The sequence below is a fragment of the Chitinophaga fulva genome, assembly GCF_012927205.1.
Taxonomy (GTDB): Bacteria; Bacteroidota; Bacteroidia; order Chitinophagales; family Chitinophagaceae; genus Chitinophaga; species Chitinophaga fulva.
The window spans coordinates 3,547,289-3,572,598 of the sequence record NZ_JABBGC010000001.1 but is presented as its reverse complement, the minus strand read 5'-3'; the positions used below and the strand labels follow the sequence as shown (position 1 = coordinate 3,572,598).

Annotated in this window: 11 protein-coding genes; all 11 read right to left on the bottom strand. The window is 45.6% G+C overall.

Translation table 11 applies throughout. The annotated features are described in order from the left end of the window. Window positions 1-2: 2 nt before the first annotated feature. On the bottom strand, window positions 3-1,601 hold the full coding sequence (locus tag HHL17_RS14490) for a tail fiber domain-containing protein (protein ID WP_169225410.1): 1,599 nt from the start codon (window positions 1,599-1,601) through the stop codon (window positions 3-5). A 716-nt stretch (window positions 1,602-2,317) separates the two neighbouring features. Next, window positions 2,318-3,553 (bottom strand): tail fiber domain-containing protein, encoded by a 1,236-nt coding sequence (locus HHL17_RS14485; RefSeq protein ID WP_169225409.1) that lies wholly within the window; start codon window positions 3,551-3,553, stop codon window positions 2,318-2,320. Window positions 3,554-3,670: 117 nt separating this feature from the next. Next, window positions 3,671-4,240, bottom strand: coding sequence for a hypothetical protein (locus HHL17_RS14480; RefSeq protein WP_169225408.1), 570 nt, complete (start codon window positions 4,238-4,240; stop codon window positions 3,671-3,673). Between the two features lie 528 nt (window positions 4,241-4,768). Beyond that, window positions 4,769-5,149, bottom strand: coding sequence for a hypothetical protein (locus HHL17_RS14475; RefSeq protein ID WP_169225407.1), 381 nt, complete (start codon window positions 5,147-5,149; stop codon window positions 4,769-4,771). Further along, complete coding sequence (locus tag HHL17_RS14470) at window positions 5,146-13,500, bottom strand: RHS repeat domain-containing protein (protein WP_169225406.1); 8,355 nt, start codon at window positions 13,498-13,500, stop codon at window positions 5,146-5,148. Before HHL17_RS14470 ends, HHL17_RS14475 begins: the two co-directional genes overlap by 4 nt. Window positions 13,501-13,574: 74 nt before the next feature. Beyond that, window positions 13,575-14,264, bottom strand: coding sequence for a tail fiber domain-containing protein (locus HHL17_RS14465; RefSeq protein WP_169225405.1), 690 nt, complete (start codon window positions 14,262-14,264; stop codon window positions 13,575-13,577). Between the two features lie 400 nt (window positions 14,265-14,664). Continuing rightward, window positions 14,665-14,937: a hypothetical protein gene (locus HHL17_RS14460; protein WP_169225404.1), complete on the bottom strand. Its 273-nt coding sequence runs from the start codon at window positions 14,935-14,937 to the stop codon at window positions 14,665-14,667. 133 nt (window positions 14,938-15,070) lie between these two features. Further along, window positions 15,071-15,694: a hypothetical protein gene (locus HHL17_RS14455; RefSeq protein WP_169225403.1), complete on the bottom strand. Its 624-nt coding sequence runs from the start codon at window positions 15,692-15,694 to the stop codon at window positions 15,071-15,073. Between the two features lie 12 nt (window positions 15,695-15,706). Then, a complete protein-coding gene (locus HHL17_RS14450; RefSeq protein WP_169225402.1) occupies window positions 15,707-16,318 on the bottom strand; it encodes an RHS repeat domain-containing protein in 612 nt (203 codons plus the stop codon). 204 nt (window positions 16,319-16,522) lie between these two features. Then, a complete protein-coding gene (locus HHL17_RS14445; RefSeq protein ID WP_169225401.1) occupies window positions 16,523-17,041 on the bottom strand; it encodes a hypothetical protein in 519 nt (172 codons plus the stop codon). 13 nt (window positions 17,042-17,054) lie between these two features. After that, on the bottom strand, window positions 17,055-25,304 hold the full coding sequence (locus HHL17_RS14440; protein WP_169225400.1) for an RHS repeat domain-containing protein: 8,250 nt from the start codon (window positions 25,302-25,304) through the stop codon (window positions 17,055-17,057). Window positions 25,305-25,310 lie beyond the last annotated feature (6 nt).

The window sequence follows — 25,310 nt, the reverse complement described above, 5'->3', positions numbered from 1 at the left end:
AACTATTTCTTTTCGTTCAGTAATTGTTGGACCAAAGCCTCCAGTCGGGCCACTTTTTGTTGTAATGCTTCATTCTGCGCACTCAGCTCCTGAACGGATTTCACCAGCAGTCCAATTGTGCTTGCCTGATCCACAGCGCCTTTACCCGGAATGGATATTTCTTCAGGCACCTCATCAGCGATAAAACCAACATTTACTTTACCAGTACTATCTGCCTTAAAACGAAAAGACCGCACTTGCATTTTTTTAATTACCGGCAGTGCAGCATACGGCAACGGCTGTATGTCTTTTTTGAGGCTTCTTAATGAAGTTTGAAAGAAGGAGGTTGCTTGTACTTGACCGGTGGCATAGGTATTACCAGCAGCGTCAGTCCTCAGGCGCCAGGTACCGGTACCCGCATTAGTAAAACCAATTTCGTTGCTGCTGTTTGCATAAAAGCTTCCCCGCTCAGCACCGTCTCCCGTCTGCAAAGCAAGCCATACAGCATCCGACGTGCCTTCCGCCGCACGGACAACCCAATTGTTGGGTCCACCATTGTACAGGTACCTTTTAGTGGGTGTGTAAAGACCAGTGTTGTCTGCCACGCGTATCCAGTTTTCGACGCCGAGATAACCACTGGGTTCTGTTTTAATAATGGTGTTTGCGCCCTTGGTAGCCACCTCCCCATCATGAATGAACCGTCTCCACGCACTCCAGACATGTTTATCCCCATTTCGCACACGGAAGGAAATCGCTTCACCCATACCATAATCCGCGTTGATTTGACAATCATACCCTCCGTTTAAGCCACCAAAAGACAGCAAAGGGCCATTATATGGAGCGCTGCCACCATAAGCAAACGTTGTTCCCTGAGCAAAATAATCGGCATTCATTCCATCAGATGTTGGAAGGCTATAATAATGCTGCCCCATCGGCCGGTTGAGATTCCCACCGTGCCAAACTGGTTTGCCCAGATAGTTGAAACGGTTGCTGGCCAATGATAACACATCTGTTTTTTGAAGAGGCGTTTTATAATCCCAGCAGCGAAATATCCACCCTTCATCCATATTATCTCCGGATTCAAAAATCAGGTTCCCTGCAGGAGCATCACCGAATGATTCAACAAATATTTTCCAAAGGTCAGAGTTATAACCCCAGTATAAACCATTGGTAGAATCACTCCGCAGCGATTGAAACTCAATATTCCTAATGAGAGAAGAACCTCTGTCTGTTATGCTGCGTAGCGTTTCATTCGACAATGGAGCGTATATGCTATACTGTTGGCCTTTTTTTATATAGATGATGCTATCTCCGTTGCGGAAGATAGACTCTACGCCACCGATACCAGGCAAAGTACTCAGGTCCAGTGTATCCTGCCCGGTAACGGCAATCCGTGAATCACCGATTTTTTCCAGTCGTATCCTGCGAAACTCTGTTCTACCGGCGCCCTTGTTAAACAGAAAACCCTGTGTGCCCTGCGTACGGTTCTCGATGATCAACTCCGCGGTATCGCACACATTGTAGATACGGACACTATCGGCCCGAATCTGATAAATTTGCTGCGCATGACCCGCAGTGGTTAATAATACAATGGCAACAAAAAATGACAAAAACACTCTCATGGTATAGGTACTTTCATTAATAGTCCGGGACAATGTACGTATAGGTTATACCGGAACCGTCACTCCTGGTAATTTTGTTTATCACAGCAAATACTTTATGAATATCTGATTAGTCGCCATACCGGCGGCTCGTAGGTGTCCATAGGCATATTGCATGAGAGGACGGGTAACAACAATCATAACACAATGCGTTTCATAGGTAATTCGCCACAATATATCAAAAACAAATGATAATTGGGGTTTCATTTATATTAAATTGGTTAATGAATGCCGACTACTGTTTCAGCTTATTCCTCTGGAGACCTGGTATATGAAGTGTTGATCCGTGTGCGTAGCCAACTCTTTTCGGTATTAAAAAGTGAGTGAAAATACCATCGGAATTGGACATATTACCTATTTTCATATCTCTATAACTGATTGATCCACAGGTTGCCGCAGAGAGATCATTGTAGTATCCTTTACCTATCCTTTAGGAATCCTTTACCTATCCCGGTGGTAAGCTGGCATTTGACGATTTAAAATCAATATTTTTTTACCTGTCCAGCATCATTTCCTCGGTGTCGTAGGTATTATAGACACGGAAACTGTCGGCCGGGATTTGACAAACCTGCTGAATATCCGGCATGACCGCTATGCTGGCGGCCTCTAGCTATCCACGAGCATCGTGATCATGTACCAGGAAGACGAGTAACAACAATAACAAAATACAATATTTATCAGGATTTCTTTTGTAGTAATTGTTCGATTAATACCTGCTGTTGTTTCAGTTGTTGTTGCATGTCCTGCAGTTGTTGTTGCAATTCCTTCACCTGTAGTTTCAGATCTGTTTGTGCTGTATTCAGTTCCTGCGTTGACTTCACCAACAACCCTACCGTACTGGCCTGATCCACTCCTCCTCTGCCTGGTATAGATATTTCATCTGGTACTTCATCCGCGATAAAACCAACATTCGTTTTTCCCGTGCTGTCGGCTTTGAATTTAAAGGACCGTACCTGTGCTTTCATCAGCACCGGCAGTGCGGCATACGGTAACGGCTGCATGTCTTTTTTCAGACTTCTCAGTGAGGTCTGAAAAAAGGAGGTTGCCTGCACCTGACCGGTTACATAGGCATTGCCTGACACGTCCGTTTTAATGCGCCATCCGTTGGCGCCCGCGTTGACAATTCCCATGTTACCATACATGTCGCCGTAAAATCCACCTATATTATTCCCGGCCTCGTTTTGTAATTCCAGCCAGATACTCGTGGCACCATGCTCGGGACGAATGGCCCAGCTAAACGCTGTATTGGGAAAAAAATGGCTGCCCTGTGCGGTATATAAACCTGTTTGTTGCCCTACCCGTACCCAGTTTTCTACGCCCAGATAACCATTGGCTTCAGTTTTAAGCACCACATCACTTCCTTTGGTGGCGACATTTCCTTCATGTATCAACCGCAACCACGGATTCCAGGTTTGTTTATCTCCATTCCGCACGCGGAAAGCTATGGTCTTACCATCGTAATATTCCGCGTTGATCTGGCAATCATATCCTCCATCCAACCCTCCAAAAGATAACAGGGGACCATTATATGGAGAGCCGGCAGCATAACAAAACGTAGTTCCCTGTCCAAAAACATCCGCGCTGGTTCCATCATCCTTATACAGGCGAAAATCGCGCTGTGCTAATGGTCGCGGCGCATTTGCCGAATTCCAGAAGGTAACATCCCGGCCGTCACTATTACGCCCTCTAAGGTTCATTCCTCCATCAGAATACAACGACCATCCCCATACGCCTGGCCGGTGAAAGCCTATCCCCGGGTTATTGACGGATCTCAATTCAAGGTTACCGGCAGCATACGCACTATTATCAAAAACATAATCATTGGCAATATTACCCTTGCCCTGGATATTGAAAGTCGCCGGCTGAAGCGCACTGCCATTTTTGATATAGCTATCCGCCACCTCATTCTTCATGGCATATTTACGATCAGCATAGTCCTTAAACAACAATTCCCTCCAGGCACCCCATCCGGGTGTGGTATCATCTTTATTTCTGATAAATACCCCCTTGGCGCCGGTTTCCTCGCCATCTCAGTTCACCGCCATCTGATATCCTCGCCCATTGAGTAACACGGTGTGACCGGAGTAGTATTTTCTTTCCGTCGTCGGATTCGTCAGCACCTGATCAGATATCAGCGGCATATCGGGAGAATCATACGCATCAAATCCCACTACACGGCCATTGACAAATTCAGCTGGTCCGGAGGCACCGGCGTTCGGCACATTAACGAACCCCGGTACCGGCGCATACACGTTGAACTGCTGCCCGTTTTTAACGTAGATAATATCATCTCCCTGACGGAAGATGCTCTCAATACCACCGATCCCCGACAAAGTACGCAGATCGATGGTATCTTGTCCGGTGATAGCAATTTTTGAATCGCCGATTTTCTCTAGTCGTACCCGACGGAACTCCGTCCGGCCCGCGCCTTTGTTGTACAGGAAACCTTGTGTTCCCTGCGTACGGTTTTCGATGATCAGTTCAGCCGTATCGCAGATGTTGTAAATGCGGACGCTGTCAGCGCGGATTTGATAGATCTGCTGCGCGGAGGCAAAGAATGAAAACAAAACAATGGTAATAGAGAAAAATAAAGTTTTCATGGTATAAGTAATGTTATTGGCATTAGATGCCATCGTCTATTTTAAGTCCTAATTTTTTAATCATTCTTGTCAAATGTTTACTTCCGTAATCATAGAAAGAAACATTGTAGTGTTTGTTTCGTACTAAATGTTGCTTTTGATCCGGCGATGAAATCATACGCCACCACGGCGTCCGCATGCAGGAGCTTTATCTGACTCAGCGTATCCGCTACATTATAGCTCTTCTGCGCGAATAACGAGCAAGTGGTTAGTATCGCTGAGACAAACAGAAAAATAGGTTTCATTAATATCTCTTTATAGGTCGCCAGCCATTCATCAAATTTACATCAAAGCATAGTAGCTATACTCCAGAAAATGATCCGTGTAAGTATTACATTCAAAATATACGTTCACCAATGGATTTTTGAGGATCCGCGGTTCTCCGCATGACGAACAAACACCAGAATCCAGCTCTTCCTCATAGAAAAACAGATAAAAATAACAGAGCCTTACAACTTTCTCTTTAGCCGTAGATATAATATTCCTGAGTTACCGCGATTTAATTTTTTCGATGAATTCCTTTTGCAGCTCAAGTTCATTAAAATCCATTACAGATTCTTCAAACTTTCTATCTTGCAAATACTTTAAAAACTCTTTATCTATCGCAAACCTCGAATACTTCCTTATATAGTAAGGATAATATGACGGCCAGACCCAAATCCCATCAGTATAATAGGCATGAGGAGCTATATGTTCTTTCGTTTCCAAATCAATATAGTAACCCATCCATCCAATTACTAACTTTCCTTTTTCCAGATAAACAGTTATCTGATCAATCAACTCCGATGGGTTAATGTCCATCATATATTCCTCTAAGGGCTTCGCCCACGGGAAAAAATCAATTTCTTTAATAAATCCGACTAATTTCATTTTATCGTTTCAACTGTTTTGTTAAAAAACATGCGCCAAGCGCCTCCTTGATCTATAAGATACCCTCCCCCTGGTAACACCAGTACCCTATTCTCGGGTGCTAAAACCGGAGATTTCATATACCTGGACAATTGATATGCCGCCCCTTCATCCAAGAATCCAGTCCAGCACGAAATGAGTCGAATCTTCGTTCCCCTCGGAACACCCAATGACAAAAGTGTCCTTGCTAACTCTTTCGCATTGGGGATTTCCGCACTCTCAAAACCAAGAGGAAATCCATGTAACAAGACTTGGGTAAGCCCAGGCTCTGGCACCAAATTAGCGGCATTCCTTTTGGTAATCTCATCTGCCCCAAAAGTGTGAGCACCTTCCATCCAACCGGGATTAGTTTCTGATATAGGAGCATATCGAAACCCAATCCAACTTCCCATCCCACTCTGCACTAACACAGGAAGCACTCCTTCCATTACCTCAATGCCAGACGATTTAGCCAGCCAGTCACTTGCCTGGGGATTTCTCTTTCTCATATACGCTGCAAACTCAGTGCTTGCATACATAATTTTCCCCACAGTCTCCCAATCGTAATTCTTCCTGTCGGTTGTCATCAATCCATCAAAATACAAATTCCTGCCCCGAGTTGCACCTGCTGCACTCTCACTATTTTCGGGGTGAAGGATTGTACTTTTTGTCGTTGTCGAACTGCTTTTCCCACTAATAACAGTATTCGTTAGATTATACCGAAATACGTCTTTCCCGGAACCAGGTGTAATAGAAATATTAAATGCAGAAGAACCCTTTGGACTACCACCATCACTTGGATAATAAGTAGTTACATTCCTATTAAAATTAATTGTATCCAAGCCGGAGGGATCCGAATTAACTATAGGGTTAGCGCCAAAGGCTTCATATGGACTATGCTTGTAGACAGCATCTGTATTCCATCTTCGTCCTGATCTCGGATCATACTCCCAAAATTCAGCAGTATAGCTATTTCCTTCTCCTTTAATCTCATCAGACTTTTCCTGACCATTAAATCCATAACGATAGCCTCCTCCTGCACTCCATTTTCTCCCACTCATCATCATTCCAAACGGATAGTAATCTTGCGCAGAGACCAGGTTTGCCTCATAATGATCGATCAGTCCTTCAGAACCTGCAATAGGCTGTTTTCCGTCACCAACAGTAGCCAGTACGTTACCCAGATGGTTACCCAACTCAAAGAACTTGTTACCTCTCATAAATGTAGTAAAAGTTCCTGATCCCAGTGTACCTAACCGAACTAACGTTGGGGCTTCCGGGTTATCTACCAGTGTAGCAAAGTCACTGATACCCAAACGGCTACTGCCATACAAATGTGCCTCTATCTGAGTCAGACGGCCATTATTCACCGCCGGATTACCAGATTCATACACACTCATCACATTCCCAGTGGCATCCCGAATATATCGGATAAGACGGTCTCCCACCCTCTTACTGATACGATTACCCTTTACATCGTAGGTGTAATAGATATTTATACCGTCATCCTTCGTAATTTCGCTGATTTTACCGTAAACATTCCACTTAACAGAGATCCCAGCCTGATTGTCACGGACCAAATTCCCTATACTATCATAAGCATAGTTGTCATCCCTCTGATCATCAATATCGATATCATACTGATCTTTACCCACCGCATCTTTAATATGCCGCAGACGGTTTGTACCCGGCTTGTAGGCATAGGTCAACTTGTCCATATCCAGCGGCTTACCTGCCCAGGTCTTATTACCATTACGGTTATACGTAAGTATATTACCGTTGGGGTCGTAGGTAATTTTCTCTCCGAAGTCATCCACAGCTATCGGTGACCATGTATTGGTAGCTGCATCCAGATTATGTGCCGCCTTCATTTCTTTCAGGCGGTTCAGTACATCGTAGCTATAAGTATAGAACAACGGCACTCCTGCTTTAGGCAGGTTCACGCTCATACCTGCGATATTACCATTATATAAGCCCGGAAGGCCGCTACCGGCAGAAGCGAATGGTTTTACGCCGGCATCCAGTGGCTTATAATCACTATCGCCGAAATAATGCAGAGAGAATCCAAAAGCATCCCGGGCTGTGATACCGTTTGTGGCTCCATCATGCCCCATATCGAAGATGGAGGTCAGCGCAGTGCTGTTCACACCTTTCAGCCACCCCTGCAGCGTATAGGCATAATCCAGCCCCTGCACCTGCTGTTGGCCGATTACTGTCCTTGCCAGTGGCCCATGTTTATAATATTGATATCTCGCATCTTTTTCCCAATACACACTGTCACGGCTGGTCTCTACATCGGTCAGACGATTTTCTGCATCATAGGAGTAACGATGGTAGAAGGCATCCGGCATACCACGCTGGTAGCTGACAGTATTTACCTTACCGCTGATCAGGTCATAACCGTAATCAATCCGTTTGAAGCGATTACCGTCATTACCAGCACCACTGTTGTATTCCTGCACCAGCGTACGTACGTTGCCGTGAATATCGTAACTGTAGAAGCCGGCAGAAGCCTGTCCAGCCGGCAAGGTATCATTGATACTGTTATATACGGCACTCCAGGATACGCGGTTGCGTAAGTTGGTAGCCTGTAAGATAGGTCCATCACCGGCATAAGCCTGATCATACACCGTACGGGTGATCTGTGAGCGGTTACTACCGGCACCCAGTACCCATTGTGCCAGATCCACAGTATTCCTGCTGGTGACGTCATTCATCGGCGTGCTGCTGCGCAGCTCTCCTACTTCTGTAATACGGCCCAAACCGTCATAAAGCGTGTAGCTGTATGAGTTAGTAAGCGCCTGTTGCTGGTTCTGAGAGACTGCCAGCCTGCCCAGACGGTCATACCAGAAGTGACTGGTTCCTCCATCAGGACTATGTTGGGACACTACCTGATTTAATGTATTGTATCGGTATTCGGTAGCCAGTTCATGTTTCGGGGTCAGTGACTCGCCATTTCTTCTGGCTACTGCTACGCTGTCTGTCCAGCTTTTAGAACGGCTAACCCTTGCCCCCGCAGGAGGCACGGTTTTTACCAGATTACCTGCCTGGTCGTAGTAATACAGTGTATGCTGATATTCCGAAGAGACATGCGTCACGGAGAACTGTTCCAGCTTGTCAGCCGCCAGCACGGTACTGATATAAGATGTATCAAAATCATTACGGATGGAATCACGATAAATAAAATACAACTCCATGCCTTTGGTCTCCGAGATAATCGTGCTGTCAGAGCAGGCCGTGATTTCAGGTACCTCCACTTCTTCATAACCACCGGTAGCATTGCCACAAAGCATCGGACCGTCGTAGACAACAAAACAGCTATCGATGCCAGGACAACCCTGTGCTGTTATGATCGGAGTAGTCAATAAACCTCTCAACGCTACCGTGCTGATATAGCTCGTATTGATACTCACCGTTGTTTGCGCTGCCGGCGTTTTAACGACAGCAGATCCTTTTACATCGGTGATCGTAATATTATCAGTAGCATCATTACAACCGGTGCGACCGTCTTTATTAGCACGCATCAACAGACCATGATTTTTAGCAGCCTGTGATTCGCCGGCAGCAGCATAGGTTCCGTCTGGATGTTGCACCACGCGACGCACCTGTTCAGTTTGTCCGTTGATCACACTGCGGCGGTTCCATTCCAGGTTATTGCCGGCGCCAAACTTATACCAGTAAGCATCTGTATTGGCATGCGCTGCCACCACACCACCATCGGTGGTAGCAGCGATCGTCCAGGAATCGGCATCTGTCTGACCAGTCGCCGGTACCGGTAACTGCTTCGCAGCAGTCACACTACCATTTTCCGCGATGTCCATCAGTACGCTGTTGGAACCATTCATCACGGCTACTTTATAGCCATCAACCGTTTTCAGGATGTTACCGGTGGTATTGGCTTTGCCTTCAATGTCATATTGTTGGGAGCCTATCAGCTGGCCATCTTCTTTATTGATCTTTAATATTACCGCATCATAATCGGCGCCTTCCATGATGGAACTGGCCGCAATCAGGGTATTATTCTTTTCAGTCAGACTGATATTCTTACGCGCTTGCGTAGAACCGGTCTGTTTCATCCAGCGCAGCTCTCCGGTATTGGTCAGCACGCCGGTCACCCAGTCGGTGGCTGCGGTACCGGTACGACGAAGACCAGCTAAGGCGTAATGGCCTTCTGTTGTCTCCAGCACGTCCTTACCCTCACTACCATGATTCACACCAAAGTCTATAACCTTATTCCACAGTACATCACCGCTGCCATCTACTTTTACCACCAGCATCGCACCATTATCATAACAATTGGAATTGGTGGTGCCGATGGCGATATAACCACCATCACGGGTAGGCGTAATCTTGTTGAAGACATCATACATACCTCCACCGTAAGTCCTGGCCCACAACAGATCTCCGGCCTGATTGGTTTTCATGATGTAGGCATCCACAATGTTGTTTACCGTGGTGGAACCTGCCATAATGAACCCATTGTCTGCTGTCACCTGTACATCCCGGAAGATGCTGGCATTGCCATTCAGGAAAGTGCGTACCTGTTGTTTGGAGGCAGCGCTCCCTGGCACACAAACTACCCTGCCATTACCGGTCGGCGCTTTACCACAGCTGTCGATAAATTCTAAGTATTCCCACGCTTCTTTGTTATAACCCAAACGGTTATTCATATACGCAGCAAACAATTGGTTGACGCCCCCCTGGACGGAATCCACACTGCCTGTCATAGGCGCCAGACCGGGGTATTTCTGTGTGAAAAGCGTCTTTAACGAATCGGTTACCCTGCAGGGTACACACGGAGGCGCTACATTACAATCCAGGAAAGCCGGAATACGAATGGGGAGTGAATAAAACGTACAGGTACTGGTTTTCGGCACATTACACGCGTTAATCACCTGGTCTAATTCAGCCTGGGAAATTTTAATCCCCCTTACCCGCTTCAGATAAGCTGCAAATGTAGTATCAGCAGTTTGTTTCCGTTGCTGATATTCTACTTTGAGGTTCGTCAGATTCTCACACTGACAGTCAGATGGCCTCACATAACTACCGGGATTACCCATCGAAACCTGCTTGTCGTAAGGCTTCGGCAGGGTGATCAATTCTGTATTACATACCAGCGGATCTGTGATACTGTGTTGGTTATTATAGGCATTCAGCACTTCTTCGAAAGAACGGTAAGGCGGGTTTTTAGCAGTAGGACTAACACTGCTGGCGCCACGCGGGTGGGCACTGTCAGAACCGGCCTTACATACCGCCACCATTTTTTCCGTGATTTCCGCCAATGCAGCAGCGTTATATTTACAAGGTGCTAACTGTTTAATCCACGTTTCTACATAGGCGCGGCAGTTACTCTCGTACAGCGCGTCCATTTTAGCGCGAGTTTCGTCCTGCGGCCGGATACCAGTCGGAATATTTACCTGACCGGCGGCGTCATTCCTACTGTTGAAACGAGGGGCCTTTCCCCAACCAATGATATCTCCGGCAGTAGTACTGCACTGCTCGTCAAGCCATACCAGTAACGCCTGACGGCGGTAATTCATATACAGATTACGAAAACTGCGCCATGCCATATCAAGATCTCCGGCACACATCACGCTTTCATCAAAAGCGTTATTGATATTTTTGTATTTGTCAGCACAGGCCTGTGACATATCCTGGCACATCACCATCTGCGTAGCTACACTCCACATGGAGTAACCCTGCTGAAAGTTGGTTAGCTGGTTTTGTATAGTACTCAAAGCTCCGTAGGGTAACGGGTCCTTCGTACCGGATGGGAATCGCGATGTATTACCCAGCGGGTTCAGATAACCTTTCTGTTTCGCTTCTGCATATGTCTCTGTTTTCTCAAAATCCCTTATCCACTGCTGCGCTCCTTTTATACGCTCCATCGCTTCCAGCTTACAGTTTTCAGGATGAAAAAGAAGCAGTGAATTGGCCCAGGAAGGCTGGAAAGCTTCGGCAAACTGCTGTGGCGTCAATGCCTGTGGTGGCACACGTTTACCGGTAAGCGGGTCTGTCACAGAATCCAAAACGCCAACTGCATTGTAGTATTGAATCGTTGAATAATTATAACGTCCAGTCCCATAGAAGATGGAACGTTCATTCCCTGCCTCGGATACCCGGGCATACTGACCGGAGGGCGGAGATACGTCCTGCAACATTGCCCGACGGATATCGTCCTGCTCTATCTTCGCACTGTCACAGGTGCCGCAATCAGGTCCACAGGCCAGCTGCTGGTACTCCAGTTTCTTCTTACGGATCAGCGAATCCATCGTGATGCACTCACTACCCGGCAGAAAGATGCTGTCACGATAGAAATCCATCACCTGTTTACTCACCACCAGTTGTTTAGACACGATGTAAGACCCTTTGGGCAACAGCTTGGTAAACGTGCTCGTGATAGGCGCCGGGGTCTGACAATCACCAGAAAGTTGATTAGCGTTATAGTTCTTTAAGGTGATCACATAGGGTTGTCCGCCTAAACGTTGGTTAAAGGCGTCATCGGTGATGGTGATCTTTAGATCGTAGGAACCAATGTAACAGTGCTCCTGACCATTACAGTCTTTTTTCTTTAACACCGGCGGTGTCAACAGATATTTAAAGGTATAGTCACCGGCCTGAGGTACCAACAGCGCATACTGGCTCTCCAGTCCCATTTCACTGATGGTATTTTTACCCCCGCCAGATAAGCTGTCAGTAACCGTCTCCGCTACTTTGTTAGGCAGGTCCTGTAAATTAAGATTATCTACACGACCGGCTAATAACGTAGCAACTGTTCTTCCGTGCATGTCCGTATAGCTCACCGAAACCTGACCATTGGCATCAGTCACCGCATTTTTGAAATAATGCGTGTTAATACCCACTTCAGTTCCGAACATCGCATCCAGCTCTTCCTGGGTAGGTGTGTTATAGGAATACTGTGTCTCATGACCACTACCCAGTTTAAACGTAGGTCCTAAACCGCCCTGCCGGCTAATGCGACCAGTATTGTCCTGAGTGTAGGAGGTTTCTGTAAAAGCAAAACCTTCCGCATCAGGGATATATTTATTTAAGGGGTGATTATTTTTATTCGCAGGAGAATAATACCAGTTGGCGCCGCCGGACGTGTCCATCGGCTGTGCAGCGGCAGTCAGAAAGTCTTCTTCTCTTGCCAGATAATCATACCGGTCTTTATCATACTCCTGCCGGTTTAATGCAGAATTCAGGTTACGGGTATATTTGATCACTTTGTCCAGCGTAGGCGCCGGCAGCACCTGTATCACCGGTCGGCCCTGGTAGTCATAAAAAGATTCTCCTGCTGTGATGGTGTTCGTTGTGTTCTCCTTGGTAACTGTCTGCCTGTTGCGAAGACTACCATCAAAGTATTGCACCAATACCTTACGTTTACCATCTTCCGCATAAGAAACGGAAGATTGCCAGTTTACATTAGGTTGATGACCACCGAAATTAAATTTACCGAAACCATTGCTGTAGTTGCTGCTCCATGCTGTTTCCAGCCGAACGTCGTTGCCTTTTTCCTGCACGGCCCTCACCCGGAAATACAGTACCCCTACCTTATCATAGAAAAGTGGAATAGCATAACTATTACCCGGTACCGTCACACGCGTAGTATTATTGGCGAACACTTTGGATGCTGTCGCAGGGATACCATAACGACCGGATTCTAACGCGCTTGAATCTACATAAGCCCATTCGAGGTCATATACATCGGCTCCCTGCACTACCGGCCAGGAAACGGAAAGTTCATCCGGTTCAGGACCATCGGGAGAAATCATACTAATCTGCTTCACTGCATCCAGTGCACATTCCAGTTTATATTTGGGATGTACCTCCATTTCATTATCCAGCACCAGTACACCGGAGATATCCTTTCCGGCATTGTGTGTGATATCCAGCACCTGCACCCTTACCTTATGTGCATTATTAAATACAAAGCTCCGGCGCATCGTATAAGTACCAGCGGTATCATAGTTGATCACAAAATCCTGATCAGTATAACTCTCAGCACCGGTAGTGGCAGTATAGAAAATACGCGCCTTCAGCGTAACTGTAAAAGGCACACCAATGTACAGGTTACTGTATTCATTGATACGGAAAGTAACAATATTCCGTACCGAATATGGGGTATCCAGTTTAGGAGTAAGCCCGGCATCAAAATAAATGCTGTCTTGTATAGCTACAACAGAATCTTTCACCAGCTGGCCTTTAGCACCATCCAGTGACTTCTTCAATACAATACTGGCACCAGTCTGCGCCTGGCTCTTGTTCATCATCAGCAGTAACAATAACAACCAACTTAAGCGGCATGCTACTTTCAGCAAAATAGGTCTCATATATTTCAATAGGTCCGGGATACTTTAAAATCCTTTTTAAAAAAATGGGTAACAACAATAAAAATATATTTTCATCAGGGCTTGGCCTGCATCAGTTGTTGCACCAATGCTTCCAGCCTTTTCACCTGTTGTTGTAAATCTTTCACCTGCTGTTTCAGGTCCGTCTGTTCTGCATTCAGCTCCTGAGCAGATTTAACCAACAGGCCAACAGTACTCGCCTGGTCCACTCCACCCCTGCCAGGTATCGACATCTCATCGGGCACCTCATCCGCAATAAAACCAATATTGGTCTTACCACTGCTGTCAGCCTTAAATTTAAATGAGCGCACCTGCGCTTTCATCAGTACTGGCAGCGCAGCATACGGTAACGGCTGTATGTCTTTTTTCAGGCTTCTTAATGAAGTTTGAACGAAAGAAATAGCGTTGCCATAATAATAATCGGCACTAATCTGACAGTCATAACCGCCATTCAGTCCGCCAAACGACAACAAGGGTCCGCTAAAAGGAGCACCTACCCCATAACAGAAAGTAGCTCCCTGTTCAAAGCGGTCGGCACTGGTACCCTCAGCAGCGTGCAGCCGGTAATAATGCTGTATCAGCGGACGTGGCGCATTTCCGGTATGCCAGAACACGACATCCTCGCCTGTATTATTACGGCCCCGGAGACGCAACGCAGAATCTGAATATAACGCCCAGCCAAATCCATTGTGCCGGTGAAAGCCCAATCCGGGATTATTAGCCGATCTCAATTCCAGATTACTCATATGATATGCCTGATTGTCGAAACATAATCATTGGAGATGGCCCCCTGACCTGTTATCTGGAAACTGGCCGTCTGAAGAGCAGTATCGTTCTTAATGTAATTACCGGATAAAGCAGGCAGATTTATTGTATCCTGTCCGGGAATGGCAATCCGGAAATTCCCTATATTCTCCAGCCGGAGCCGCCGAAACTCGGTTCTGCCCCCTTCTTTATTATAGAGGAAACCTTGTATACCACGGGTACGGTTTTTCAATAATCAGTTCCGCTGTATCGCAAACATTGTAAATACGAACACTATCAGCCCGGATTTGATATACTTGTTGCGCATAACAAGTACCAGTCAACAAAAAAATAGCAACAAAAAAGAATAACTTCCTCATGGTATAGGTCATCAAATTACAATTAAAGCTGGCAGGCCCCTTTCCGGTCTTCCGTATATTCGATACTGGATCCATCACTCCAGGAGATTTTATAGGTCAACCTACAATATCCTTCATTGTTCTTCACGACCGGCTCCTGATTTACTAATGCCTTTGTTCCGGTTTCACATACACCATTGATCAGTTTCTTGTTCTGCCCCGTACAGACAGGCACCAGGGTGTTGCCTGGAAGGGATTGAGAGCGGAGTGCCAGCAAGGCTCCGAATTGCAGTAATATTAATAAAACAAATTTCATAGATAGGGTCTTAATAGATTATTCGCTATATCGGCGGATTCCGTTATTGATACAATGCTTACTAAATCTAAGTTTAAAGATTTCTTCCAGAAAAATATGTTAGATTAATAAATACCTACTGACAGAACTACAATCACTCATGAATATTTTTACAAACGTCTATTGGTAAAGATTTAGTTGATGCTCCTAACTCAACTATTTGTGACTTCTTTACTAATTCCTTACAAATACACGAAGAGTATTCCAATCGCAATTGCACTTCTTTCAAATTATTAAGTAATCGATGAATAACTTTCCAATCATTATTATGTTCTAACAAACTTATCAAACTCTTAATATATTGAGGAGCATCCTTAGTATCAAGAATCAAAAGATTAATTAAAACTTGACATCTTAATATACTTGGTAGTCTTTCTTGCAGTATCGCATTTAAATCCTTTTCATAACTAGGAAACGGCAAATCTTTATTACAATACTTAAAGTAATCTAAAACTGCAAGCTTAATTAAATAATGATTCTGGCTAAATAAATATGAATAATATCTTTCCATTATCTTCATATCATATATATCCAACCATCCAGTAAGATCTATTAAATCAGAAAGATAGAATCGATCTTTGATAGATTCAGCATTCAAAAGAAATTGATGATAATATTCATAGTAATCATCATTAAAATCATAATCATTAATGAAATCGCTTCGAACTGAATAACTCCTATTTTCAAAAAGTATCTTTATTTCTTCGAGTTTCTTCATTACAATATTTTTTTATTTTTTCCTTTTTTGCTTATTCCTTTCTCCAATTGCCTTTTCCTGAGTTTTAATCTTCTGTAGTGTTTGCTGATCCTCAGGACGCATCTTTCCATTATTAGCAGTTGTGCTGTCTTTTATCTCTTGCCTTAGAGCATTCAACCCCTGAACTTCCCAGTCACGCGCAAATACGCCAACATTTAATGATGACCCCAAACTTCTTTCCGTTGCTAGCCGATGCTGTCCTTTTCGTCCCTGTACAATCATAGGATCACCAGGTTCCTCGCCATCTACATCAATTAAACGAATCGGGCTATTTAGCGCATAACTGTAATTATTAATACCAGGATACTTTCTACTAAGAGGATCTAAAGACAAGAATCGCCCTATTCGTGGATCATATATTCTCGCACCGAAGTCTAACTCATTCCCCTCTCCTTTGATTTCATTATCATTCTCTTTCCCATTAAACCCATAACGATAGCCTCCTCCTGCACTCCATTTTCTCCCACTCATCATCATTCCAAACGGATAGTAATCTTGTGCAGAGACCAGGTTTGCCTCATAATGATCGATCAGTCCTTCAGAACCTGCAATAGGCTGTTTTCCGTCACCAACAGTAGCCAACACGTTACCCAGTTGGTTGGATAATTCAAAGAACTTATTACCTCGCTTAAAGGTAGTAAAATAGCCAGATCCTAATCCTGGTAATGGATACCCCCCTAATTCTGAAAGTCACTAACTTATAAATTCTGTTATGTGAAATTTATTTTTGTATCCAAACTTGACGAAAGCAATCACATCATGTCCTCGATAAAAATAATTTTATTGCTCCTAATAGTTAAGGGCACATTTTCTCATCAATATATCTAAAAACCTTACATCATATTTTATTTCGATTTCCCCGCTATTGGGCTCTGCTTTCTCGATGGTTTGCAGTTTCTTGTTTTTACAATTCAATGTCAGCCAATCAACCGTTGTGCGATAATTATCTGTTGGATCTATAAACATTATTTTAATAGACAGAATAGAGTCCACCGCGTTCTCAATCACCGCAGTCAATTCTTCCCTTTTGTATCCATTTTTTACAGGAAATTCGTACTTGCTACGATGAAATAGCGTGTTGATAATTGCACCGCAATCTACCGTATCTTCTTTCCCAATCTGAATCAAAGTATCTGAGTGCAATTCTGCCACTTTTCTTTCAACTGGCTCCTTTACAGGCGCCGGTTTTTGTATTACCTCATTCAATGAATCCAAATTTTGACGACTTAATTCCTGATGGGCTGTTTTTTGATTACATGAAACCCAAAAACCAGATGCGATACCTATTACTATTAAAATACATCTCATAAAACAATATATATCAATTAGACTTTTTAGTTGTTAATTCTTTAACTATTGGAGCGCCAAAACGGCTTATCGCTGTTTTATATGCTTCGCGGCGAGCCGCATTTACAGGATCATCTGCCATATTATGCCATTTACCCCAATCTCCTCCCCTATCATTGATCGTTTCTACCATATACAACATTCCTGATTCAACACTAGGAACAATAATATATCGATGTTTATTCCTTGTATCCTGTGGATTTGCACCAGGTGCTCCTTTATTTTCTTTCGAATCCCAGGTACCCAACGGAGCCGTTTCCGGTTGACTTTTCCAAATCCTACCTTTCCATCCGTAATACGGCGGGCCTGCGTTTCCAGGGGCCTCCATACCTGCACTTCCAGACTTTACATATTGCAGAGAAGTAAAATTAGCTGTTTCATCACGATATAACATTTCAACACTCGTTGCCATATCAGCACCATATTTAGATAATATTGTTTTCAAACCCTCTCTTGCATCATCCAAATTAAATGAACCTGGACTATGCATCTTTCCTTTATTACTTAGTAAGCTGTATCCATCTTTAGGATCACCAACCAATTTAAATGTCAGATCCGATGTTTCATAGGATTTCACCTTACCCTCTTTATCATATGTCGGGCACTTATGTACTTCCACTATTAATCTGACAGGAATATTTTTTATACCATTGAAATTTGCATACGAGAAAAGAACATCATTTTTTTCTCCATGGACTGTTGTCACAATTTTGATTTCTTCTCCATCAAGATCAATACCTGCTATCGGGCTATTACTTGCAAATTGATATGGTGTAAGTTCCGGATATTTAGGTGTCAACGGATCCACGCTCAAAAACTTCCCTATCCTAGGATCATAGATTCTCATCCCATAATCCTGCTGTTCCCCCTCCCCCTTCACCTCATTATCATTCTCCTTCCCATTAAACCCATAACGATAACCACTTCCAGCACTCCACTTCCTCCCCGCCATCATCATCCCAAACGGATAATAATCCTGCGCAGATACGACATTCGCCTCATAATGATCTATTATTCCCCCTGAACCAGCCATCGCCTCTTTATCATCGCTCACTGTGGCTAATACGTTGCCCAGATGGTTACTCAACTCAAAGAACTTCTCACCTCTCGTAAATGTAGTAAAAGTTCCTGAGCCTAGTGTTCCTAACCGCACAGATGCAGGCGCCTCCGGATTATCTACCAGAGTGGCAAGGCTATTGATACCCAGACGACTACTACCATACAGATGCGTCTCTATCTGTGTCAGGCGGCCATTATTCACCGCGGGGTTACCAGATTCATACACACTCATTACATTCCCGGTAGCATCCCGAATATACCGGGTAAGGCGGTCTCCGACCCTTTTACTGATACGGTTTCCTGCCACATCATAGGTATAAAAAATCCGGGAGCTGTCATCTTTTGTAATCTGGCTGATCTTACCATATACATTCCATCTAACGGAGATACCGGCCTGTTTGTCGCGGATCAGATTACCAATGCTATCGTAAGTATAGTTATCATCGTCCTGATTGTCAATATCGATATCATACAGGTCTTTGCCTACCGCATCCTTGATATGGCGCAGCTGGTTCGTACCGGGTTGATAAGCATAGGTCAACTGATCCATTTCCAGCGGCTTACCAGCCCAGGTAGTATTACCGTTACGGTTATACGTGAGTATATTACCATTAGGATCATAGGTAATTTTCTCTCCAAAGTCATCCACCGCCACTGGTGTCCATGTATTGGTAGCCACATCCAGATTATGTGCCGCCTTCATTTCCTTCAGACGGTTCAGCACATCATAGGTATAAGTATAGAACAACGGTACTCCGGCTTTCGGCAGGTTCACGCTCATCCCAGCGATATTCCCGTTATATAAGCCAGGTAAGTTATTACCAGCGGAGGCAAATGGTTTCACCCCGGCATCCAACGGCTTATAATCCCCATCACCAAAATAATGCAGGGAGAATCCAAAGGCATCTCTGGCTGTAATACCATTAGCCCCCCCGTCCTGCCCCATATCGAAAGTAGGTGTCAGGGTGGTACTGTTGATACCTTTTAACCAGCCTTGCAGGGTATAGGCATAATCCAGCCCCTGTACCTGTTGCTGGCCGATCACCGCCCTTGCCAGCGGACCATGTTTATAATATTGATACCTGGCGTCTTTTTCCCAGTATACGCTGTCACGGCTGGTTTCCACATCGGTCAACCTGTTTTCGGCATCGTAGAGGTAACGATGATAGAACGCATCCGGCATACCACGCTGGTAGCTGACAGTATTCACTTTACCACTGACCAGGTCATAACCATAGTCCATACGTTTGAAACGGTTACCATCATTACCCACTCCACTGTTGTATTCCTGTACCAGCGTGCGTACGTTACCGTGAATATCATAGCTGTAGAAACTCGCGGAAGCCTGTCCGGCCGGCAGCGTGTCACTGATACTATTGTATACCGCGCTCCAGGAAACCCGGTTTCGAAGATTAGCTGCTTGTAAAATAGGTCCATCACCGGCATAAGGCAGATCATATACGGTACGGGTAATCTGTGACCGGTTGCTGCCGGTATTCAATACCCACTGTGACAGGCTGGCAGCGCTTCTGCTGATGACGTCCGTCATAGGTGTGCTGCTACGCAGCTCCCCTACTTCCGTAATACGACCTAAACCATCATACAACGTATAGCTGGAGGCACTAGTCAGTGATTGTTGTTTGTTCTGGGAGACCGCCAATCTACCCAGACGGTCGTACCAGAAACGACTGGTTCCCCCATCAGGGCTATGCTGGGACACTATCTGATTCAGTGTATTGTATCGGTATTCGGTTGCCAGTTCATGCTTCGGCGTCAGTGACTCTCCATTTCTTCTGGCAACAGCTACGCTGTCCGTCCAGCCTCGGGAACGGTTCACTTTTACACCTGCCGGAGGTACGGTTTTTACCAGATTACCCGCCTGATCATAATAGTAAAGCGTGTGTTGGTATTCGGCAGAAACGTGCGTCACAGAGAACTGTTCCAGCTTATCTGCTGCCAGCACTGTGCTGATATAAGATGTATCAAAGTCATTGCGGATAGAATCGCGGTATATAAAATACAATTCCATGCCTTTGGTCTCTGAGATAATGGTACTATCAGAGCAAGCCGTGATTTCAGGCACTTCTACTTCTTCATATCCTCCGGTAGCATTGCCACAAAGCATTGGACCGTCATATACAACAAAACAGCTATCAATGCCAGGGCACCCTTGCGCCGTAATGATCGGAGTAGTCAACATACCTCTCAGCGCTACCGTACTGATATAGCTGGTATTGATGTTCACCATTGTCTGCGCAGCCGGCGTTTTAACAACAGCAGATCCTTTTACATCGGTAATCGTAATATTATCTGTAGCATCATTACAACCGGTGCGGCCGTCTTTGTTGGCGCGCATCAACAGACCATCATTTTTAGCAGCCTGTGATTCGCCGGCGGCAGCATAGGTGCCATCAGGATGCTGCACCACACGGCGTACCTGTTCACTTTGTCCGTTGATTACACTGCGGCGGTTCCATTCCAGGTTATTGCCGGCACCAAACTTATACCAGTAAGCATCCGTATTGGCATGTGCGGCCACTACACCGCCATCGGCGGTAGCAGCGATCGTCCAGGAATCAGCATCTGTCTGACCAGTTGCCGGTACCGGTAACTGTTTAGCGGCTGTAACACTACCATTTTCTGCAATGTCCATCAGCACACTGTTGGAACCATTCGTCACGGCTACCTTGTAGCCATCAACAGTCTTCAGGATATTACCGGTGGTATTGGCTTTGCCTTCAATATCATATTGTTGAGAGCCAATCAGCTGACCATCTTCTTTATTGATCTTTAATATTACAGCGTCGTAATCAGCACCTTCCATAATGGAACTGGCTGCAATCAGCGTGTTTTCCTTCTCTGTCAGACTGATATTTTTACGTGTCTGGGAAGAACCGGTCTGTTTCATCCAACGCAATTCCCCTTCTTTGGTAAGAACCCCTGTCACCCAGTCAGTAGCTGTAGTACCGGTACGACGAAGACCAGCCAAAGCATAATGACCTTCTGTTGTCTCCAGCACATCTTTACCTTCACTGCCATGACCGGCTCCGAAGTCGATGACTTTATTCCACAACACATCACCGCTGCCATCTACTTTCACCACCAGCATCGCACCATTATCATAACAGTTGGAATTGGTGGTACCAATGGCAACGTAGCCACCATCGCGGGTAGGCGTGATCTTGTTAAAGACATCATACATATCTCCGCCATAGGTCCTGCCCCATGCCAGATCACCCGCCTGATTGGTTTTCACGATATAAGCCGCCACAATATTATTGATAGTAGTAGAACCAGCCATGATGAAACCATTATCAACTGTTACCTGAACATCCCGGAAGATGCTGGCATTGCCATTCAGGAACGTACGCACCTGTTGTTTGGAGGCTGCGTTCCCCGGCACACAAACTACTTTACCACTGCCAACGGGTGCTTTCCCGCAACTGTCTATGAATTCCAGATATTCCCACGCCTCTTTGTTATAACCCAAACGGTTATTCATATACGTTGCAAACAACTGATTGATACTCACCTGCACGGAATCTGCACTGCCAGCTTCGGGTTTAAGGGTAGGATACACCTGTTTAAAAGATGCCAGCAACGAATCAGTCACTTTACAAGGCACACACGGAGGTGCTACATGACAATCCAGGAAAGCGGGAATACGGATCGGACTTGAATAAAACGTACAGGTGCTGGTCTTCGGCGCATTGCACGCATTAATCACCTGATCTAACTCATACTGTGATATTTTAATGCCTCTTACCCGCTTCAGGTAAGCAGAAAGCGTAGTATCTGAAGCCTCTTTCCTTTGCTGGTACTCCACTTTCAGGCTTGTCAGATTTTCACACTGACAGTCTGAGGGTCTGGTATAACTACCGGGATTACCCATCGACACCTGTTTATCATATGGCTTCGGCAGCGTGATCAATTCGGTATTACATACCAGCGGGTCTGTGATACTATGACGACTATTATAGGCATTCAGTACTTCTTCAAAAGAACGGTAAGGTGGATTTTTAGCAGCAGGACTTACACTGCTCGCACCACGCGGGTGAGCACTGTCGGAACCTGCCTTACATACCGCTACCATCTTTTCGGTGAGCTCCGCCAATGCAGCACTGTCATACTTGCAGGGTGCTAATTGTTTCATCCAGGTAGCCACGTAAGCGCGGCAGTTACTATCATACTGTGCCTCCATTTTACCACGGGCCTCGTCCTGTGGCCGGATACCGGTCGGGATACCTGCCTGAGCAGCGGCATCATTCCTATTGTTGAAACGAGGCGTTTTCCTCCATTCGATCACCTTCCCGGCGGGAATATTACACTGACCGTCCAGCCATACCAATATCGCCTGACGGCGGTAGTTCATATACAGGTTACGGAAACTGCGCCATGCCATGTCAAGATCCCCCGCACACATCACGCTTTCATCAAAAGCGTTATTGGGATCCTTATATTTATCAGCACAGGCCCTGGACATATCCTGACACATCACCATCTGCGTTGCTACACTCCACAGGGAGTACCCTTGCTGAAAGCTGATCAGCTGGTTTTGCATACTGGTCATTGCACCGGGGGGTAACGGATCCTTCGTTCCGGATGGAAAACGGGACATATTACCCAGCGGATTCAGATAACCTTTCTGTTTAGCCTCTGCATAAGTCTCCACCTTCTCAAAATCCTTTATCCACTGCTGCGCTCCTTTAATAACCTCCATCGACTGCAGTTTACAGATCTCAGGATGGAGATTAAGCAGTGTGTTGGCCCAGGAGGGCTGGAAAGCTTCGGCGAACTGCTGCGGTGTCAACGACTGCGGCGGCACCCGTTTTCCCATAAGCGGATTAGTCACAGAGTCCAGATCACCTGCTGCATTGTAGTATTTAAGAGTTGGGGAATTATAACGACCGGTTCCTAAGAAAATGGAGTATTCATTCCCGGCCTCGGATACCCGCGCATACTGGCCGGACGGTGGAGATACGTCCTGCAACATCGCCTGACGGATATCATCCTGTTCTACCTTTGCACTGTCGCAGCTGCCACAGTCCGGCCCACAGGCCAGCTGCTGGTACGCCAGTTTCTTCTTGCGGATCAGTGAGTCCATCGTGATACACTCACTGCCCTGCAGGAAAATACTGTCACGGTAGAAATCCATCACCTGTTTACTTACCAACAGCTGTTTGGATACAATGTAAGATCCTTTAGGCAGCAATTTGGTAAACGTAGTCGTGATGGGTGCCGGTGTCTGACAATTACCGGAGAGTTGATTAGCGTTGTAGTTCTTTAACGTGATCACATACGGCTGTCCGCCTAACCGCTGGTTAAAGGCATCATCCGTAATCGTGATCTTTAGGTCATAGGAGCCAATGTAACAGTGCTCCTGACCATTACAATCTTTCTTCTTCAACACCGGTGGTGTCAGCTGATACTTAAAGGTATAATCACCAGCTTGTGGTACCAATAGCGCATACTGACTCTCCAGCCCCATCTCGCTGACGACATTTTTACCCCCACCGGATAAGCTGTCGGTTACCATCTCCGCTACTTTATTCGGCAGGTCCTGTAAATTAAGATTGTCTGCACGACCGGCTAATAAAGTGGCCACTGTTCTTCCGTGCATATCAGTATAGCTCACAGATACCTGACCGTTCGCATCGGTCACCGCGTTTTTGAAATAATGCGTGTTAATACCTACTTCTGTTCCGAACATCGCATCCAGCTCTTCCTGGGTAGGCGTGTTATAGGAATATTGTGTCTCATGACCACTGCCCAGTTTGAAAGTAGGTCCCACGCTACTTTGCCGGCTGATACGGCCGGTATTGTCCTGCATATAAGAGGTCTCGGTAAAAGCAAAACCTTCCGCATCAGGGATATACTTATTTAAAGGATGATTGTTTTTATTAGCAGGAGAATAATACCAGTTGGCACCGCTGGAAGTATCCATTGGTGCGGCAGCGGCAGTCAGGAAATCTTCTTCTCTCGCCAGATAATCATACCGGTCTTTGTCGTACTCCTGTCGGTTCATCGCGGAGTTCAGGTTACGGGTATATTTGATCACCTTATCCAGCGTTGGTGCCGGCAATACCTGTATCACCGGCCGACCCTGATAGTCATAAAACGATTCTCCTGCTGTAATGGTATTGGTGGTATTCTCTTTGGTTACGACCTGCCTGTTACGGAGACTACCGTCAAAATACTGTACTACTACTTTGCGTTTGCCATCTTCTGCGTAAGAAACAGAAGACTGCCAGTTTATATTAGGTTGATGACCACCGAAATTATATTTACCGAAACCATTGCTGTAGTTGCTGCTCCAGGCTGTTTCCAGTCGCACTTCGCTGTCTTTTTCCTGCACAGCCCTCACCCGAAAGTACAGTACCCCTACCTTATCATAGAAAAGTGGAATAGCATAACTATTGCCCGGCACCGTTACTCGCGTAGTATTGTTGGCGAATACTTTGGATGCTATCGCAGGGATACCGTAACGACCAGATTCCAGCGCGCTTGAATCTACATAAGCCCACTCGAGGTCATATACATCGGCTCCCTGCACTACCGGCCACGATACGGTAAGTTCATCCGGCTCGGGCCCTTCAGGGGAAATCAGACTAATCTGCTTCACAGCATCCAGTGCACATTCCAGCTTATATTTTGGATGCACTTCCATCTCATTGTCCAGCACCAGTACCCCGGATATATCCTTTCCGGCATTATGCGTGATGTCCAGCACCTGTACCCTTACCTTATGCGCATTATTGAACACAAAACTCCGGCGCATGGTATAAGTACCAGCCGTATCATAATTGATCACAAAATCCTGATCTGTGTAACTTTCTGCGCCACTGGCACCGGTATAGAAAATACGCGCCTTCAGCGTAGCTGTAAAAGGTACACCAATGTACAGGTTGCTGTATTCATTGATCCGGAAAGTAACAATGTTCCGCACCGAATATGGGGTATCCAGTTTGGGGGTAAGTCCTGCATCAAAATAAATGCTGTCCTGTATCGCTACGACCGAATCCTTCACCAGTTGGCCTTTAGCACCATCCAGGGACTTCTTCAATACAATACCGGAACCAGTCTGCGCCTGGCCCGTGTTCATCATCAGCAGTAACAGTAACAACCAGCTTAAGCGGCATGCTACTTTCAGCAAAATAGGTTTCATATATTT

What these genes read in the sequence shown, in the direction of transcription:
- HHL17_RS14490 (WP_169225410.1), bottom strand. Translation starts at nt 1,601, where the DNA reads ATGAGAGTGTTTTTGTCATTTTTTGTTGCCATTGTATTATTAACCACT.
- HHL17_RS14485 (WP_169225409.1), bottom strand. Translation starts at nt 3,553, where the DNA reads ATGAAGAATGAGGTGGCGGATAGCTATATCAAAAATGGCAGTGCGCTT.
- HHL17_RS14480 (WP_169225408.1), bottom strand. Translation starts at nt 4,240, where the DNA reads ATGAAAACTTTATTTTTCTCTATTACCATTGTTTTGTTTTCATTCTTT.
- HHL17_RS14475 (WP_169225407.1), bottom strand. Translation starts at nt 5,149, where the DNA reads ATGAAATTAGTCGGATTTATTAAAGAAATTGATTTTTTCCCGTGGGCG.
- HHL17_RS14470 (WP_169225406.1), bottom strand. Translation starts at nt 13,500, where the DNA reads ATGAGACCTATTTTGCTGAAAGTAGCATGCCGCTTAAGTTGGTTGTTA.
- HHL17_RS14465 (WP_169225405.1), bottom strand. Translation starts at nt 14,264, where the DNA reads ATGAGTAATCTGGAATTGAGATCGGCTAATAATCCCGGATTGGGCTTT.
- HHL17_RS14460 (WP_169225404.1), bottom strand. Translation starts at nt 14,937, where the DNA reads ATGAAATTTGTTTTATTAATATTACTGCAATTCGGAGCCTTGCTGGCA.
- HHL17_RS14455 (WP_169225403.1), bottom strand. Translation starts at nt 15,694, where the DNA reads ATGAAGAAACTCGAAGAAATAAAGATACTTTTTGAAAATAGGAGTTAT.
- HHL17_RS14445 (WP_169225401.1), bottom strand. Translation starts at nt 17,041, where the DNA reads ATGAGATGTATTTTAATAGTAATAGGTATCGCATCTGGTTTTTGGGTT.
- HHL17_RS14440 (WP_169225400.1), bottom strand. Translation starts at nt 25,304, where the DNA reads ATGAAACCTATTTTGCTGAAAGTAGCATGCCGCTTAAGCTGGTTGTTA.